This window comes from Caldicellulosiruptor obsidiansis OB47, from assembly GCF_000145215.1.
Classification (GTDB): Bacteria; Bacillota; Thermoanaerobacteria; order Caldicellulosiruptorales; family Caldicellulosiruptoraceae; genus Caldicellulosiruptor; species Caldicellulosiruptor obsidiansis.
In genome coordinates this window covers 2253300-2266785 of record NC_014392.1, presented here as the reverse complement: position 1 = coordinate 2266785, position 13486 = coordinate 2253300, and the positions used below count along the sequence as shown (strand labels likewise).

Here is a 13486-nt window from a genome sequence, read left to right as displayed (position 1 = left end):
TTTCTGGACAGCCCCATCATTATTAATTTTTTATCCTTCAAAAAATTGTACGACTTCTTTCAAAAGTTTTCTGATTGGCAGGTTTTGAGGACACTTTTCTTCACACATGCCGCACTCTACGCAATTTGAAGCTTTCTGCTGTTCTTTATCAGGTTTTAAATATGTTTTCTTTGCCTCTTCGTACATGTTATAAACTTTTGCATCGTTGTAAAGATTAAAGTTGCGGGGAATATCAACACCATTAGGACAGGGTAAACAATATTTGCAACCTGTACAATCAATAGGTTTTAATTCAAGATATTTTTTGGTTACCTCATCGATAAGCTTTAATTCTTCATCTGAAAGACATCCAACATATCCCTGGTCTGCTGTTTCTATATTTTCAATTACCTGCTGTATAGAACTCATTCCACTTAAGACTGTTGTTACCTCTTTTTGATTCCAAAGCCACAGAAGTCCCCACTGGGCAGGAGACCTTTTTATTTTTGCTTTTTCCCAGACTTTTTGTACTTCTTCCGGAGGTTTTCTTGCAAGTTTTCCTCCCAAAAGCGGTTCCATTATTATTACTCCAAGTCCTTTAGCGTAAGCATACTTCAAACCCTCTTCTCCTGCTTGATAGTTTCGATTTAGGTAATTGTATTGTATCTGACAGAATTCCCAGCCTTCGTATTCATCAATTATTAATTTAAATGTGTCAAGACTGTCATGAAAAGAAAAACCAATATGTTTAATTTTTCCCTGTGATTTTATTTTTTCAATCCAGCTAAAGATGTTCATGTTTTTTAACATATCCCACCTTTGTTTGTTCAAAGCATGCAGAAGATAAAAATCAATGTGGTCTGTGTCAAGTTTTTTAAGTTGTTCATCTAGTAATATATCAGCATCTTCAATTTTAGTAAGTTTCCATACAGGTAGTTTTGTTGCAAGGTTTACTTTGTTTCTATAACCTCCTTTTAAAGCTTTGCCAACAACAATTTCACTGTTTCCACCATGATAACCATAAGCGGTGTCAATGTAATTTACACCATTATCAATAGCGTGTCTTATCATCTTTATTGCTAAAGACTCATCAATTTGAGATGAATCTTCCCCGATAATAGGCAGACGCATACACCCAAACCCTAATGCTGATACTTCTAAATCAATATTTGGAAACTTCCGATACTTCATATTATAAAACCTCCTTATATTACAAAATTCTCCATTTAAAAACAAATGGCTTGAGAAAGTATGTTTTCTCAAGCCATTATTTTTTTGTATAGATAGGATCAGGACACATAATTTTTTATTAAAAAATCAAAACTCATCTTAAGACTTTCAAAAGGTGAACGCTGGCAGATATCCTGTTCTATTATATACCATTCTACTCCTGCCTGATTACAAGAAGCAATTATCCCGTCCCAGTCAAGGTTGCCATATCCAACTTCAAACATTGTTTGCTTAAAATCTTCTATCATTCCCATGTCTTTTAAGTGTACGAGAGGAATTCTACCTTCAAGGCATCTTATTAACTTTTCAGGATTTGCCCCCGCAAACTGAACCCAATACGTATCAATTTCAATCATAAGATATTCCGGGTTTGAACTTTCAATCAGTATTTCAAACCATGTTCTCCCATTATATTTTTTGAATTCAAAACTATGGTTGTGATACGAAAGAGTAATTCCTTCCTCTTTAAGTTTTTTTACAATTTCGTTGCACGCTAAAGCAAACATCAAGGCACCCTCTTCAGACCTGTATTCAGAAGGCGCAGAGGGTATTGCGATATGAGAGCATTCCAGAATTTTGTGTTCTTGCACAACATTGTCAAGTTCGGTTTTGAGCCTTTCAAAAGGTATATGGGTTGCACAGACTTTAAGGTCAAACTCATCACAGATTTCTTTTAGCCTTTTTGGTTCAATCTTTCCAATCCCTGAGACTTGAACAGCTTTAAACCCAATTTCACTGACCTTTTTGAGACTTAAAGAAATATCCTCTTCAGTCTTTAAAAATTCCCGCAAAGTATACAGCTGGGCGGCTATATTATCTTTTTTCATGTTGATTTTACACCACTTCTCTTTTGTTCAAGTTTATTTAATTATATCACAAATTATTACTCTTTGATAGCCCCAATCATGACACCTTTTACAAAGTACTTTTGCAAAAATGGGTATATACAGAGGATTGGTACTGTTGATACCACAATTGCTGCGTATTTGATAAGTTCTGTCACAGCAAACCTGTCTGATGCATCTGAAATACCTGTTGTCATGTTCTCAGTGCTACTCATAATAAGTATTTCTCTTAAAACAAGCTGAAGAGGGTAAAGTTCTCTTGAGCGTAGGTATATAATCGCATTGAAAAACGCATTCCAGTGACCTACCGCATAAAAGAGTATCATAACCGCTATCATCGGCATTGCAAGTGGTATCATGATTCTAAAAAGTATTGTCCAGTCCCCTGCACCATCTATCCTTACTGACTCTTCCAAGCTGTCTGGAACTGCGTGAAATCCTGTTCTCATTATAATCAGGTTTGTTGTTGAGATTGCACCTGGAATTATCATCGCCCAGATTGTGTCTATCATTCCAAGTGATTGAACAAGCAAATATGTTGGAATCATTCCGCCGCTAAAGTACATTGTAAATGCTATGAAGAACATCACAGGATTTTTAAGCTTTAAATTTTTTCGTGACAGGACATACCCGCCCATTGTAGTAAGAAGAATATTTATTGCTGTTCCAACAATAACGTATATAAGTGTGTTTTTATATCCTATCCATATCATAGGGTAACTAAGAAGCAATTTATATGCTTCTGTTGAAAATTCAAGCGGTCGCCACAGCGGACCTCTGTATGCCATGAGCTTTATCGGATTGCTAAATGAGGCAAACACAACATATAGCATGGGATACAGCATTGTAAAGCAAAGAAGACCTAAAAATATATAGTTAAAAGTATCAAATATTATTTCACCTGGACTTTTTCTTATCTTCATATTGCAAATTCACCCCTTTTCTTACCACAGCGATGTCTCTGTAAGTTTTTTAGCAATCTTATTAGAGAATATGACCAGCAAGAAGTTGATAACAGAGTTAAAAAGTCCAACTGCTGCGCCGTAGCTGTAGTCCATTTCTAAAAGACCTTTCCTGTATACGTATGTTGAAATAACGTCAGCAGTTTCATAAGTAAGAGGATTATACATTAAAAATACCTTTTCAAACCCGACATTCATCATGTGTCCGACTCTCAACAGGAACATAATGACAATTGTTGGCAGTATTCCTGGTATTGTGACATAAAGTGCCTGTCTGAACCTTCCAGCACCATCTATCAGCGCTGCTTCATATAGCTGAGGGTCAATGTTTGAGATTGCCGCCAAATACACAATCGAACCCCACCCAAGGTTTTGCCATATTCCAGATCCGACATACAATGGTCTGAACCAGCCAGGTTCTGTCATGAAGGAGATTGGTTCTGATAAAATACCGAGAGACTTTAAAATCTGATTTATAAGACCATCTCTTGAGAAGAAGTCCATAATCATACCAACAATGACAACTGTTGATATAAAGTGTGGCATGTAGCTTACTGTCTGAAGAGTCCTTTTGTATATGCTGTTTTTGATTTCGTTTAAAAGCAGTGCAAATATTATCGGTGCAGGAAAACCAAATATAAGATCATAAACGTTTATAAGTATAGTATTTCGTATTATTCTCCATACATAAAAACTGTCATAAACAAAAAACTCTTTAAACTTTTCCAAGCCAACCCATGGGCTTCCCCAGATACCTTTTGCTGGTGTGAAGTCTTTAAAAGCAATCTGAAGACCATACATTGGAATGTAATGAAAGATAAAATAGTATGCAACTACAGGGATGAGCATTATATAAAGGCTTTTATTTCGTATAAGGTCTTTTTTGAGTTCCTGCCATCTGCTTGGCTGGTAGGCCTTTGCCGCAGTCTTTTCCATCTATTTAAAAACCTCCTTTGAGAAAAGATAATGATTTTTGCACTTTAAAAATGAAACAGAGTTTTATAAAAAAGAGCCTTGCAATAAGGTGTACCATCAAGAAAGTGATTGCCGTCAGCCTTGTTGCAAGGCTCTTTATCTAAAGGCTAATTATTTTCTCTTTTTCCATCTATCATAAGCTTGCTGGTAAATTTTAATAGCTTCATCAATCTTCATTTGTTTTAATGTCTTTACAAACGCATCAACATTTGTTGCCTTTCCTGTCATAAGTCTTAAGAACATTTCATCATAGTATGTGTTGACAGTGTTCATGATATTAGCAAGCCTCTTTGACTCATCGTCTGTGAACGAAAGTGGTGGCAGGATCCTGTCGTTTTTAACCTGACCCCATTTTTCTACAGCATCTTTCTGCTGTGGATACATCATTTGAATCTGCAGATAATATTCATCAGCTTGAGCAAATGGACCACTTATAGATGCACGAGCATATTTTGCTAAAGCTTCAGCAGCAGATAACCCTTGTGGATTTTTCAAGATTTCATCTGTGTAGTATACCTTGCCATCTTTCTTAATATAAGATTTTCCAAGTACACCATAGTTGAACGCTTCATATCCTTCTTTGCTGTATCCCCAGTCAAGAACCTTCATAGCAAGTGGTATATTTTTACATGCTGTTGTGATTGCTGCACTTGTTCGTGAGAACAAAAACTCTGCCTGTCCCAGAAGTGGTTCTTCGCCTTTTTTGAGCACAGGAAATTTTGTTGCTATAATGTCTTTCTTGAGATTCAGGAAAAAGCCCATATCACCAGAAAGAAGTCCTATCCATGCACCGATTACATCGTTTTGAACGTTTGCTTTAATAACTTTCTGGTTCATTGTCAGGATATCCGGGTCAATAAGACCCTCTTTCCACCACTTCTGAAGTGTTGCAATAAACTGTTTGTACTGGGGTTCTAACGGACCATATTTGACCTTTCCATTTACCTGGAAGAAGTCTGTCTTTATTCCCCAAGCACCAACCAAGAAAGAAGAATAATCAAAAGCATATCTTGGGTTGGAAGCATTTCGAAGAATTGAAAATCCTCTTTCATCCTTTTTGCCATTGCCGTTTGGGTCTTTTGTCACGAATGCTTTCAAAACTTTGTACCAGTCATCAACTGTCTCTGGCTCTTTTAGTCCGAGCTTTTTGAGCCAGTCGTTTCTTATCTGAGGTCCATAGTATACACATGCGATCTTTGGATTAGTTCCACGAAGAGCAGGGAATCCGTAAACATCACCATCATCTGTTATTATTAATTTTTTGATATCTGGATGTTGCTGTAAGTATTTGTTGAGGTTTGGAGCATATTTTGGCAGATAATCATTAAGTCTAATAATTACCTTGTCGAGCATTGCTTTTACAGGTCCACCTGGATAGTTGTCAACCCAGTTCCACTCAATAATGTCTGTCAGCTGTCTTGATGCTACCATTAAGTTGAACTGGTCTGTCTCACCACCGACCGGTGGGTGCTTGAACACAATCTTTACTCCAAGTTTTTTCTGCAAAAGCTGGTAAGCAGCAATTGAAGAGTAGCTGTTGTAAGATGTTGCAACCTTGGGGTCAAGACGAACAAAATAGGTAAGTGTTGGCGTTGATTTTGCATAAGCTGTTGAGGATGATGAAACAAACACTGGAATTACAATTGATAATGTAAATGCAATGGCTACAATCAGACTTAAAACCTTTTTAGAAGATTTGAACCAGTTCATTTTACAACCTCCTCATTTTAAAATTTTTTATTGAATTTTTCCAAAATTCCCGTGGCAAGCTCTTGTTGTTTTCAACATCTTGTCGACGGGCTTTACAGTTTTAATTATAGAGGGGGACTATAGCTTTTTGAAAGAGGAAAATATTAAGATTGAAAGGACAATGTTAAACTTCTTAAAAATGTACTTGCTATATATATTTTCTTTACAATTTTGTTTCATTGCTTTTCTATATCGCTTGTATTATAATTGAAATTGCCCAAAAGAGAAGGGTTTATGAATTTGTCTTTTGAGGAGGATTTTTTTGAAGTATGTTCAAAAAGATCTTGTGGAGGTTTGTCTTTTCGTATCTAATAATTTTTTTCATTCCGCTCTTTATTGGATTAGGAGCATATTTCAATGTAAAAGATATTATGATGAACAATTTATACAGATACAATCGGACAACACTGATACAACTTGAGGATAAGGTTGAAAATGAAGTGTTAAAATCTGTAGAGTCTCTTGCAGATTGGGTAAACTTAAATCCATACTATTTCATTTTTTTGCCTGAAGCGAAAGAAGCACTCGACAGCAGTGATAGGCTTCTTAATATAAGAAATCTTTGTAGAGAGATATATTCACAGACATATAAAAATTCATATATATTAGATGCATTTATCTACATTCCTTCTGAAAAGTTGATAATAGGTCCTTCATATACAACAACACCGTATAATTACTATATGTATATAAACAGACCGCTTGATATGAGTTATGAGAAGTGGCTGGAATTTTTAAGCGGTGAATACAAAATGAAATATATATCATCGTTCAAGATAAAAGCCGATTATAAAAATCTTTCAACAATTGTATTTGCAAATACTTTGTCAAGATGGATTATTGACGGAAAGAATGCCAATGTTTTTGTAATAATTGATCAGAGCAAGATTGTAAGTACAATGAAAGAGATTATTAGCTATCCAAAAGGTGCAATGTGGATATTGGATAGAGATAATAATCAGATATTAAAGGTATTTGCAGAAAATCAAAATATAGCTCTGCCCAAACTTGATTTTTCCATATATGATAGCTTTAACATAAGAGAATTAAATTTAAAAGGACAAAAGTGGATAGTATATTATGTGATCTCACCTCTTTATGGTTGGAAGTATATATCGATGGTTCCTGTTGATAGTTTTTTTGAAGATGTTAGAAGAGTAAGAAATTTGAGCTTGCTTCTACTTGGGCTTATGAGCATTGTGGGAAGCATCCTTATATTTTTCTTCAGCTTGCAAAATTATAGACCTCTCAGTGAAATAAAAAGTCTTTTGCAATCCAATAGTGAAAATAAAGAAACAAAGAACTCTAAAAATGAATTTGATGTGATAAGAGACCTTGTGATTCATACGCTTTCAAAGGAAGAAGAGATGAAAAAGCAGATTATGAGATTTACACCTATAATAAAGAACAATCTTTTATACCAGCTTTTAGTGGGTGGTATTTTACCCGAAAGCATAGGAGAACTGGAATTAAAAACCGTGGGTATAGAAAAACAAAGTGGCAAGTTTGTAGTGTGTTTGGTTGAGATTGATGACTGTTCTGGGTTTATAAAGGATGAAAGTGATAGTGAGTATGCTCTTGTGACCCTTGTTGTCACAAATGTTTTGGATGAACTTTTAGATACAAATAACTTTAAACATTGGGATGTTCTATTTTCAAGGACAAAGCTCAGTGTAATCGTGGAGATTAAAGATAGCTTTGAAGAGAGCATGGCAAAACTTTCAAGCCTGTTTGAGAACATGATTGAGTTTTTGGAGAAGAACTTTAAAATATATGTATCTGTGGGTATAAGTGGGGAGGTTTTGGGTATAATAAATTTAAAATTTGCATACGAGCAGGCAGAAAAGGTTCTCGGCTTGAAATTTGTAAAACCTAACATGAAGATTTTCAAGTTTTCTGAGCTTTCTCAAGATATAACTTCAGAGAAAGAATTTTTGCCCAAGGACATTGAAAACAGGATTATAAATTCTGTGAAAGAAGGAAAAGTAGAAGGAATTTATGAGGTGTTTGAAAATATCCGCAGCCATATCACAGCTGCGAATTCTCCTCACATGGCAAAGATGATACTTATATATCTCTACGGACTGTATTATCAACTTTTGAATAGTATTCCAAACACAGTTGGAGAAAAACAAAAACCTGAGCCAGAAAAAGTAATGCGGTTAATCATTGATGAAAAAAATCCAAAAAAAGTTCTTCAGGCGTTGCAAGAAGATTACAGAATTTTGGCTGAAAGTGTGATAGTAAATAAACAGAAAATGGGCAATGACTTGATTTCAAATATTTTGGAGTATATCCACCAGCAATATTCAAGCTCAGAGATATCACTTTCAACAATTGCAGATAAGTTCAATATAACTCCGCAGTATCTTTCAGCAATATTCAAAGAAAAGACCGGACAGAACATAAGCGACTATATCCAGAACCTGAGAATGAACAGAGCAAAAGAACTTCTTCTTTCAACTGACTATCCAGTGTCTCAGATTGCGAAGATGATAGGATATACAGAAGTAAGTGGGTTTACCAAGGCTTTCAAAAAGTTTGAAGGTGTATCTCCAAACAAATTCAGAGAGCTTAATAAACAGCAATAAAAAAGAGCGGGAGGGAGAAGATAATGTTGCTTCTCATCCCGCTCAATTTTTTAACTTAGGTTTAGTTTATTGCTGGGGGTTATAAAATACTTTTAAGTTTAGCAATTCTTTTTTCTCTGTCTTTTACAAACTTTTTAATGCCGCTGTAAATGCTATCGCAATCTAAGTGGGCTTCTTTTAAGATTTCATCAACTGTTCCACCTGTTCGCCACTGATTATCCCAGTCACTTGAAAGAGAATATTCTTCAGATACCTTAGAGAATATCCAGTCGTGCATGAGCTTTTTGCTCTCATTTGTTATTACCATTGAATCCATCCAGTCTTCAAGGGGCAGCACTTTGTTTCTGTACTCTTCTTTCTGCATCATGAAAAGTTCAAAGCTGGGTGCAGCAATTATCTTGAGATTAAAATCTTTTCTGAGCTGTGGCAAAAGCTTTATTAAATTGTATGTTGTGCTTGTACCCCTGACTATTATTGTTCCATCCTTTCTTCTATTCGGATCAAAATCATTTATGATGTAAGCTCCTTTTGCAGCTTCAAAATGTGAAGGAATTCCAAGAGCGTTTCTATCCGGGATTTCAATTGGTGGTCTTGTAAGGTGCAATGCTATATTGTTTATGTCAGTTGCAAGTGCAGCAGCAAGCAAAACCGGTACTTCATTGTGTTCCCACGGATAAAGATTTATAATCTTTCCTTTCGGTAAAAGTTGCAAAACTCCTGGTTCAAAAATTCCAAAATGCGTTCTTGAATCTTCTGCAGTCTCTGGTCCAGAATGACCAGCAACCCAGATAACTTTACCAAACTTTATTGGTGAGTCCTGGGCCATTTGTGAAAAAAGCCTTATTGCCCCATATTTGAGATACATAAACGACCCATATGTTGATGTTATAGCCCAAAAACCGTTGAAATCTTCATATGGATTTTTGCTTAAGTTTACAGTTGCTAAACCTGCACACACACCGGCATTTAAAAACTCTGTAATTGCAGATGGCAAGATTGCTCCGTTTACATTCTTTTCCCTGTCATACACTCCAAACCCGGCAAAATCATCTTTTCCAAGTCCAAATCCGTGGAGATTTGTAGACTCCGTAAGGTCGGCAGATGTTGCAACAAAAAGAGGTCTTCCATACTTTCTGCCGATTACGCCGTTTATATACATTCCCCATTTTGCTAAAGCTGCTCTGTTTGGGACATTTTCGCCCGGCTTTGCAAAAAGCCAATCAGGATAGTTTTTGTAATCATAGATAGCCGGGTCTTTATACGGATTCTGGTTTAGAACAAATGTCGAAGGTGCCTCTTTTGGCAGAGTTTCTGCAATCTCAACAAGTGTGTCTGTGATATACTTCAAAAGCTTTTCATCTGATGTAAGCACTCTATTTATAATTTTGAGGTTTTCTTCCCATTGCTTTCTTTCTTCATACGGGTCAGATGGCGCAGGTTTTCCAAAACCTATAAACTCAACTCCATACTTTTCCATGAAAGGTTTTCTTGTTTCCCAGAAAATTTCTGAGTTTTTCTTGTGTGGCACTCCATGTGATTTGTTGTCATATACTCCATATTCATATCCTTTTTTGGTCTTAAACCACATAAGATTAGGAATATTATCATTTGCTTCTTCAACCGCTTTTTTGATTGTGTTATAGACGTCCTGCCAACTGTGACCATTCATTGTTCCATGAACTTTCCAGCCGTGAGCAGAAAACCATTCATCCGGTGTACCGTACACAACCGAAGAAAAAGGTCTGTCATCTATTCCAAAATCGTTCCAGTCCAAAAGCCAGAAAAGATTTCCAAGTCCGTATGCCCATGCACCGTTTTGAGACTCATGAGTTGCACCAGCTGTAAGTGCTCCTTCTCCTTCAATCAAAAAAACCTTTACATCCTGAAGTCCTGCTTTTTTAAGTGCTAAAGCTTGCCCTACAGATGCAGGAAGACCATGTGCAGAAGGTCCTGTGTTGAATTTTAAAAGCAATGTTTTTCCACTTGACTCTGCATGACCGGGTAAGCCTTTATTGTACCTGAACGTTAATAAGTCATAGTATCTTACAAGTTTATCTTCATCAATTAGATATTTTGCATCTTTTGTTTGCTTGTACATTTCGTCAAAGGCATCGCCAATGACAGAAAATACTGAGTAGATTATTGGTATTGTATGCCCTGCGGAAAGGATTAGTCTGTCGTTGAATCTGTATTCTGGTTTTCTTATATCATATGTCATCTTTTTACCAAACAAAAGAGCAATTAACATGTGAGCCTTTGAGTGAGAACCGCCAGGATGTCCGCTTTGCCTGTAGTTTAGAGTAAAATCAAGATACTGATATGTTATGTCTTTTATCTTTTCCCAGAGTTGAAATTCCTTTTCCATCTTAAACCTCCCACAATATTGTTCATTATTTTTACCATTTTGCTCTTAATTATAACAGCAAAACATGATAAATTAAAGTGGATTATTTTAAGTATTAAGCGAAAAATTTAAGATAATTGTTTAACAAAACATTGTTATCTTGAATGAATTTAGCCTCAAAAACCATATAAATATTCAAAATTCCCAATGTACAATATTGGAGTTTATATTTAATTGTGTTGACTTTTTAAACAAGGATATTTACAATAAAAATTGTCTCCAAAGCGTGAATTTTGATGTTATAATAGTTTGAAAAACTTCACTACTTTTTAGGCAACTTTTGAAGGGGGTTAAAATCTTGCTCCATACATTTATCAATGCTATTCAGGGAGTTCTGGTGATTTTATTTGTTCTAATGCTAGGCTTTTTCCTTGCAAAATATAGATGGTTTGACTCAAAGGTATCAGACCTTTTTGCAAAGGTTGTTGTAAATGTGTCGCTGCCGCTTTATATGATAGCAAACCTCACCTCAACATTTACAAAAAATGAGCTTGAACATTCAGCACGAGGGCTTTTGATTCCTTTTTTGTCAATCCTGCTTTCTTACAGTGTAGCTGTGATTATAGCAAAACTTGCAAATGTAAAAGTTCACAGAAGAGGTCTTTTTGCAGCCATATTTTCACTTTCTAATTCAATTTTTGTAGGGCTTCCTATGTCTTTGGCCCTTTTTGGAGACGTTGCAACACCTTATACACTGCTATATTACATGGCAAATACTACAATTTGGTGGACATTGGGGGTTTATGGAATTATTAGAGATAACAAAGATGAGAACCAGAATGTTTTTAGCATAGACACGTTAAAGCGTATATTTAACCCGCCTTTGATTGGATTTTTGATAGGAGTTATACTTGTACTTTTACAGATAAAACTTCCAAAGTTTATATTTGATAGTTTTAAAATGGTAGGAGGGCTCACAACCCCCCTTTCCATCTTCTGTATTGGAATAACAATGTATGAGATGGGATTTAAAAATTTCAAATTAGATAAAGACAGCCTTTTAGTATTTGCAGGAAGATTTCTCGTAACACCTTTTATTACATGGATTCTTTCGCATTTTATACCTGTTCCTAAACTTATGCGCGATGTGTTTATAATAATGTCTGCAATGCCTGTAATGGTAAATTCAGCTATAATTTCAAGAGTATATAATGGTGATTATGAATTTGCAACTGCTATGATTACATATTCCACCGTGTTTTCGGTTGTAATAATGCCGTTTTTGATGGTGCTGATTAAGATTATTTAGTTTTCTCAAGGTTCCTTTTCTTAAAGGTGGTGATAAGAACGATTATGGTCAAAACTATAGTAACAAGACCGGATATATAAAACCCAGCCCAGGGAGAAATTTTTTGTGAGATTGTCCCTGTAAATAGATGACCAATTGGTGTTGTTCCAGCATTGCAAAGAAAGTAAATACTCAGCACCCTTGCTCTGAAGTCATCGCTTGATGAAAGCTGCAAAAGAGAATTTGCGCTTGTATTAAAGCTTATTGCAAGAAGTCCTACAAGTACAAATAATATGCATGCAGCTGTGTAGCTTTTGTTAAAACCCAGAAGAATATAGACTATGGAGACAGAAAGAATAAATTTAAAAAGTAGATTTAAATTGATATTTTCTTTTTTTCTTATAGCTGTCAAAAATGCACCCATCAGTGAGCCAATTCCCATCGATGACATCAAAAGTCCAAAACCTGTTTCATTTCTGCCCAACGCAAGTTTTGCATACACAGGAATAAGAACATTAAAATTGAGTATAAAAGTACCCATGATTAAAACAAGCGATATTGTTCTTAAAAGAACTTTGTTTGTATAAACATATTTCAGTCCATCAACCACCTCTGCAAAAACACTTTTTCCATTTTCCTCTTTTTGATGTTCTCTGGCATCAATCAGAAATACGCCTATAATAACTGGTATAAAACTTATAGCATTTGCCAAAAAACACATTTCAATTCCAACTGTTGATATTACCAAACTTGCGACAGCAGGACCTATGATTCTTGCAAGGTTGAAAATCATAGAATTAAGACCCACAGCATTTGGCAGGTCATCTTTTCCAACAAGAGTTATCATATAAGATTGCCGTGCAGGATTATCGAATGTTGTAACAAGACCTCTCATAAACGCTAAAACAACTAAGTGCCAGTACCTAACAACATGTGTATATGTAATCAAGAACAAAAGAAAAGCAAATGTTAAAAGAAGGCTTTGGGTTAACAAAATTACTCTTTTTTTCTGTTTTCTGTCTAATATTGCACCGGCGAAGAGGGATAAAATCATAACAGGGACCTGTTCTACAGCTGTGACAATGCTAAGAAGCAGTGCTGAATTTGTAAGCTCTAAAGCCAGCCATTGCATTGCCATGTTCTGCATCCAAGAACCAATTACAGATATTGCTTGTCCAAACCAGTAATACCGGTAGTTTTTATGCCTCAGAGCTCTAAAAGGTCCTGATGCTAAAAAAATCTGCATTTATTTTCCACCTTCTTGTAGATATTATGAGGAATATGTTTGATTATTGTGGGTTATAATATCACACTCCTTTTGATATTAAATTTTGATATAATACCTTCCAAAACTATTATAACATCTGAACTAATTACAATCAAATCAGCGTTTTGAAAATAGTTGATATGCACAAATTTGATTAGATATTGTGCACAAAGATAGGGTTACCGAAAAAATCAAGAAGAATTCAATAGCAGTATATGTAGAAATATTGTGTTATTATGTTGAATAATTTTGAGGT

9 protein-coding genes are annotated in these 13486 nt (G+C 35.4%); 2 read left to right on the top strand and 7 right to left on the bottom strand.

Translation table 11 applies throughout. From position 1 onward, the window contains the following. Window positions 1-30: 30 nt before the first annotated feature. The 5 genes from COB47_RS10560 to COB47_RS10540 form a co-directional block, all read right to left on the bottom strand. On the bottom strand, window positions 31-1170 hold the full coding sequence (locus COB47_RS10560) for an aldo/keto reductase (protein WP_013291353.1): 1140 nt from the start codon (window positions 1168-1170) through the stop codon (window positions 31-33). Between the two features lie 98 nt (window positions 1171-1268). Then, window positions 1269-2036, bottom strand: a complete 768-nt coding sequence (locus COB47_RS10555) for a sugar phosphate isomerase/epimerase family protein (RefSeq protein ID WP_013291352.1) — start codon at window positions 2034-2036, stop codon at window positions 1269-1271. Window positions 2037-2092: 56 nt separating this feature from the next. Then, window positions 2093-2977: a carbohydrate ABC transporter permease gene (locus COB47_RS10550; protein WP_013291351.1), complete on the bottom strand. Its 885-nt coding sequence runs from the start codon at window positions 2975-2977 to the stop codon at window positions 2093-2095. 21 nt (window positions 2978-2998) lie between these two features. Continuing rightward, the gene (locus COB47_RS10545; RefSeq protein WP_013291350.1) at window positions 2999-3952 is read right to left on the bottom strand and encodes an ABC transporter permease; all 954 of its coding nucleotides are present in this window, start codon (window positions 3950-3952) and stop codon (window positions 2999-3001) included. 150 nt (window positions 3953-4102) lie between these two features. Further along, entirely contained in the window at window positions 4103-5701 is a 1599-nt protein-coding gene (locus tag COB47_RS10540; protein ID WP_013291349.1) for a type 2 periplasmic-binding domain-containing protein, read from the bottom strand. A gap of 308 nt (window positions 5702-6009) precedes the next feature. Between COB47_RS10540 and COB47_RS10535 the strand changes: the two genes are divergently transcribed. Continuing rightward, window positions 6010-8331, top strand: a complete 2322-nt coding sequence (locus COB47_RS10535; protein WP_013291348.1) for a helix-turn-helix domain-containing protein — start codon at window positions 6010-6012, stop codon at window positions 8329-8331. A gap of 79 nt (window positions 8332-8410) precedes the next feature. Here the strand turns inward: COB47_RS10535 and COB47_RS10530 are convergent, their stop codons facing one another. Next, a complete protein-coding gene (locus COB47_RS10530; protein WP_013291347.1) occupies window positions 8411-10696 on the bottom strand; it encodes a transketolase family protein in 2286 nt (761 codons plus the stop codon). A 337-nt stretch (window positions 10697-11033) separates the two neighbouring features. Between COB47_RS10530 and COB47_RS10525 the strand changes: the two genes are divergently transcribed. Further along, entirely contained in the window at window positions 11034-11984 is a 951-nt protein-coding gene (locus COB47_RS10525; RefSeq protein WP_013291346.1) for an AEC family transporter, read from the top strand. On the opposite strand, the gene COB47_RS10520 is transcribed toward COB47_RS10525, so the two are convergent. Further along, on the bottom strand, window positions 11977-13209 hold the full coding sequence (locus COB47_RS10520; RefSeq protein WP_013291345.1) for an MFS transporter: 1233 nt from the start codon (window positions 13207-13209) through the stop codon (window positions 11977-11979). The genes COB47_RS10525 and COB47_RS10520 overlap by 8 nt on opposite strands. Window positions 13210-13486 lie beyond the last annotated feature (277 nt).

What these genes read in the sequence shown, in the direction of transcription:
- COB47_RS10560 (WP_013291353.1), bottom strand. Translation starts at nt 1,170, where the DNA reads ATGAAGTATCGGAAGTTTCCAAATATTGATTTAGAAGTATCAGCATTA.
- COB47_RS10555 (WP_013291352.1), bottom strand. Translation starts at nt 2,036, where the DNA reads ATGAAAAAAGATAATATAGCCGCCCAGCTGTATACTTTGCGGGAATTT.
- COB47_RS10550 (WP_013291351.1), bottom strand. Translation starts at nt 2,977, where the DNA reads ATGAAGATAAGAAAAAGTCCAGGTGAAATAATATTTGATACTTTTAAC.
- COB47_RS10545 (WP_013291350.1), bottom strand. Translation starts at nt 3,952, where the DNA reads ATGGAAAAGACTGCGGCAAAGGCCTACCAGCCAAGCAGATGGCAGGAA.
- COB47_RS10540 (WP_013291349.1), bottom strand. Translation starts at nt 5,701, where the DNA reads ATGAACTGGTTCAAATCTTCTAAAAAGGTTTTAAGTCTGATTGTAGCC.
- COB47_RS10535 (WP_013291348.1), top strand. Translation starts at nt 6,010, where the DNA reads ATGTTCAAAAAGATCTTGTGGAGGTTTGTCTTTTCGTATCTAATAATT.
- COB47_RS10530 (WP_013291347.1), bottom strand. Translation starts at nt 10,696, where the DNA reads ATGGAAAAGGAATTTCAACTCTGGGAAAAGATAAAAGACATAACATAT.
- COB47_RS10520 (WP_013291345.1), bottom strand. Translation starts at nt 13,209, where the DNA reads ATGCAGATTTTTTTAGCATCAGGACCTTTTAGAGCTCTGAGGCATAAA.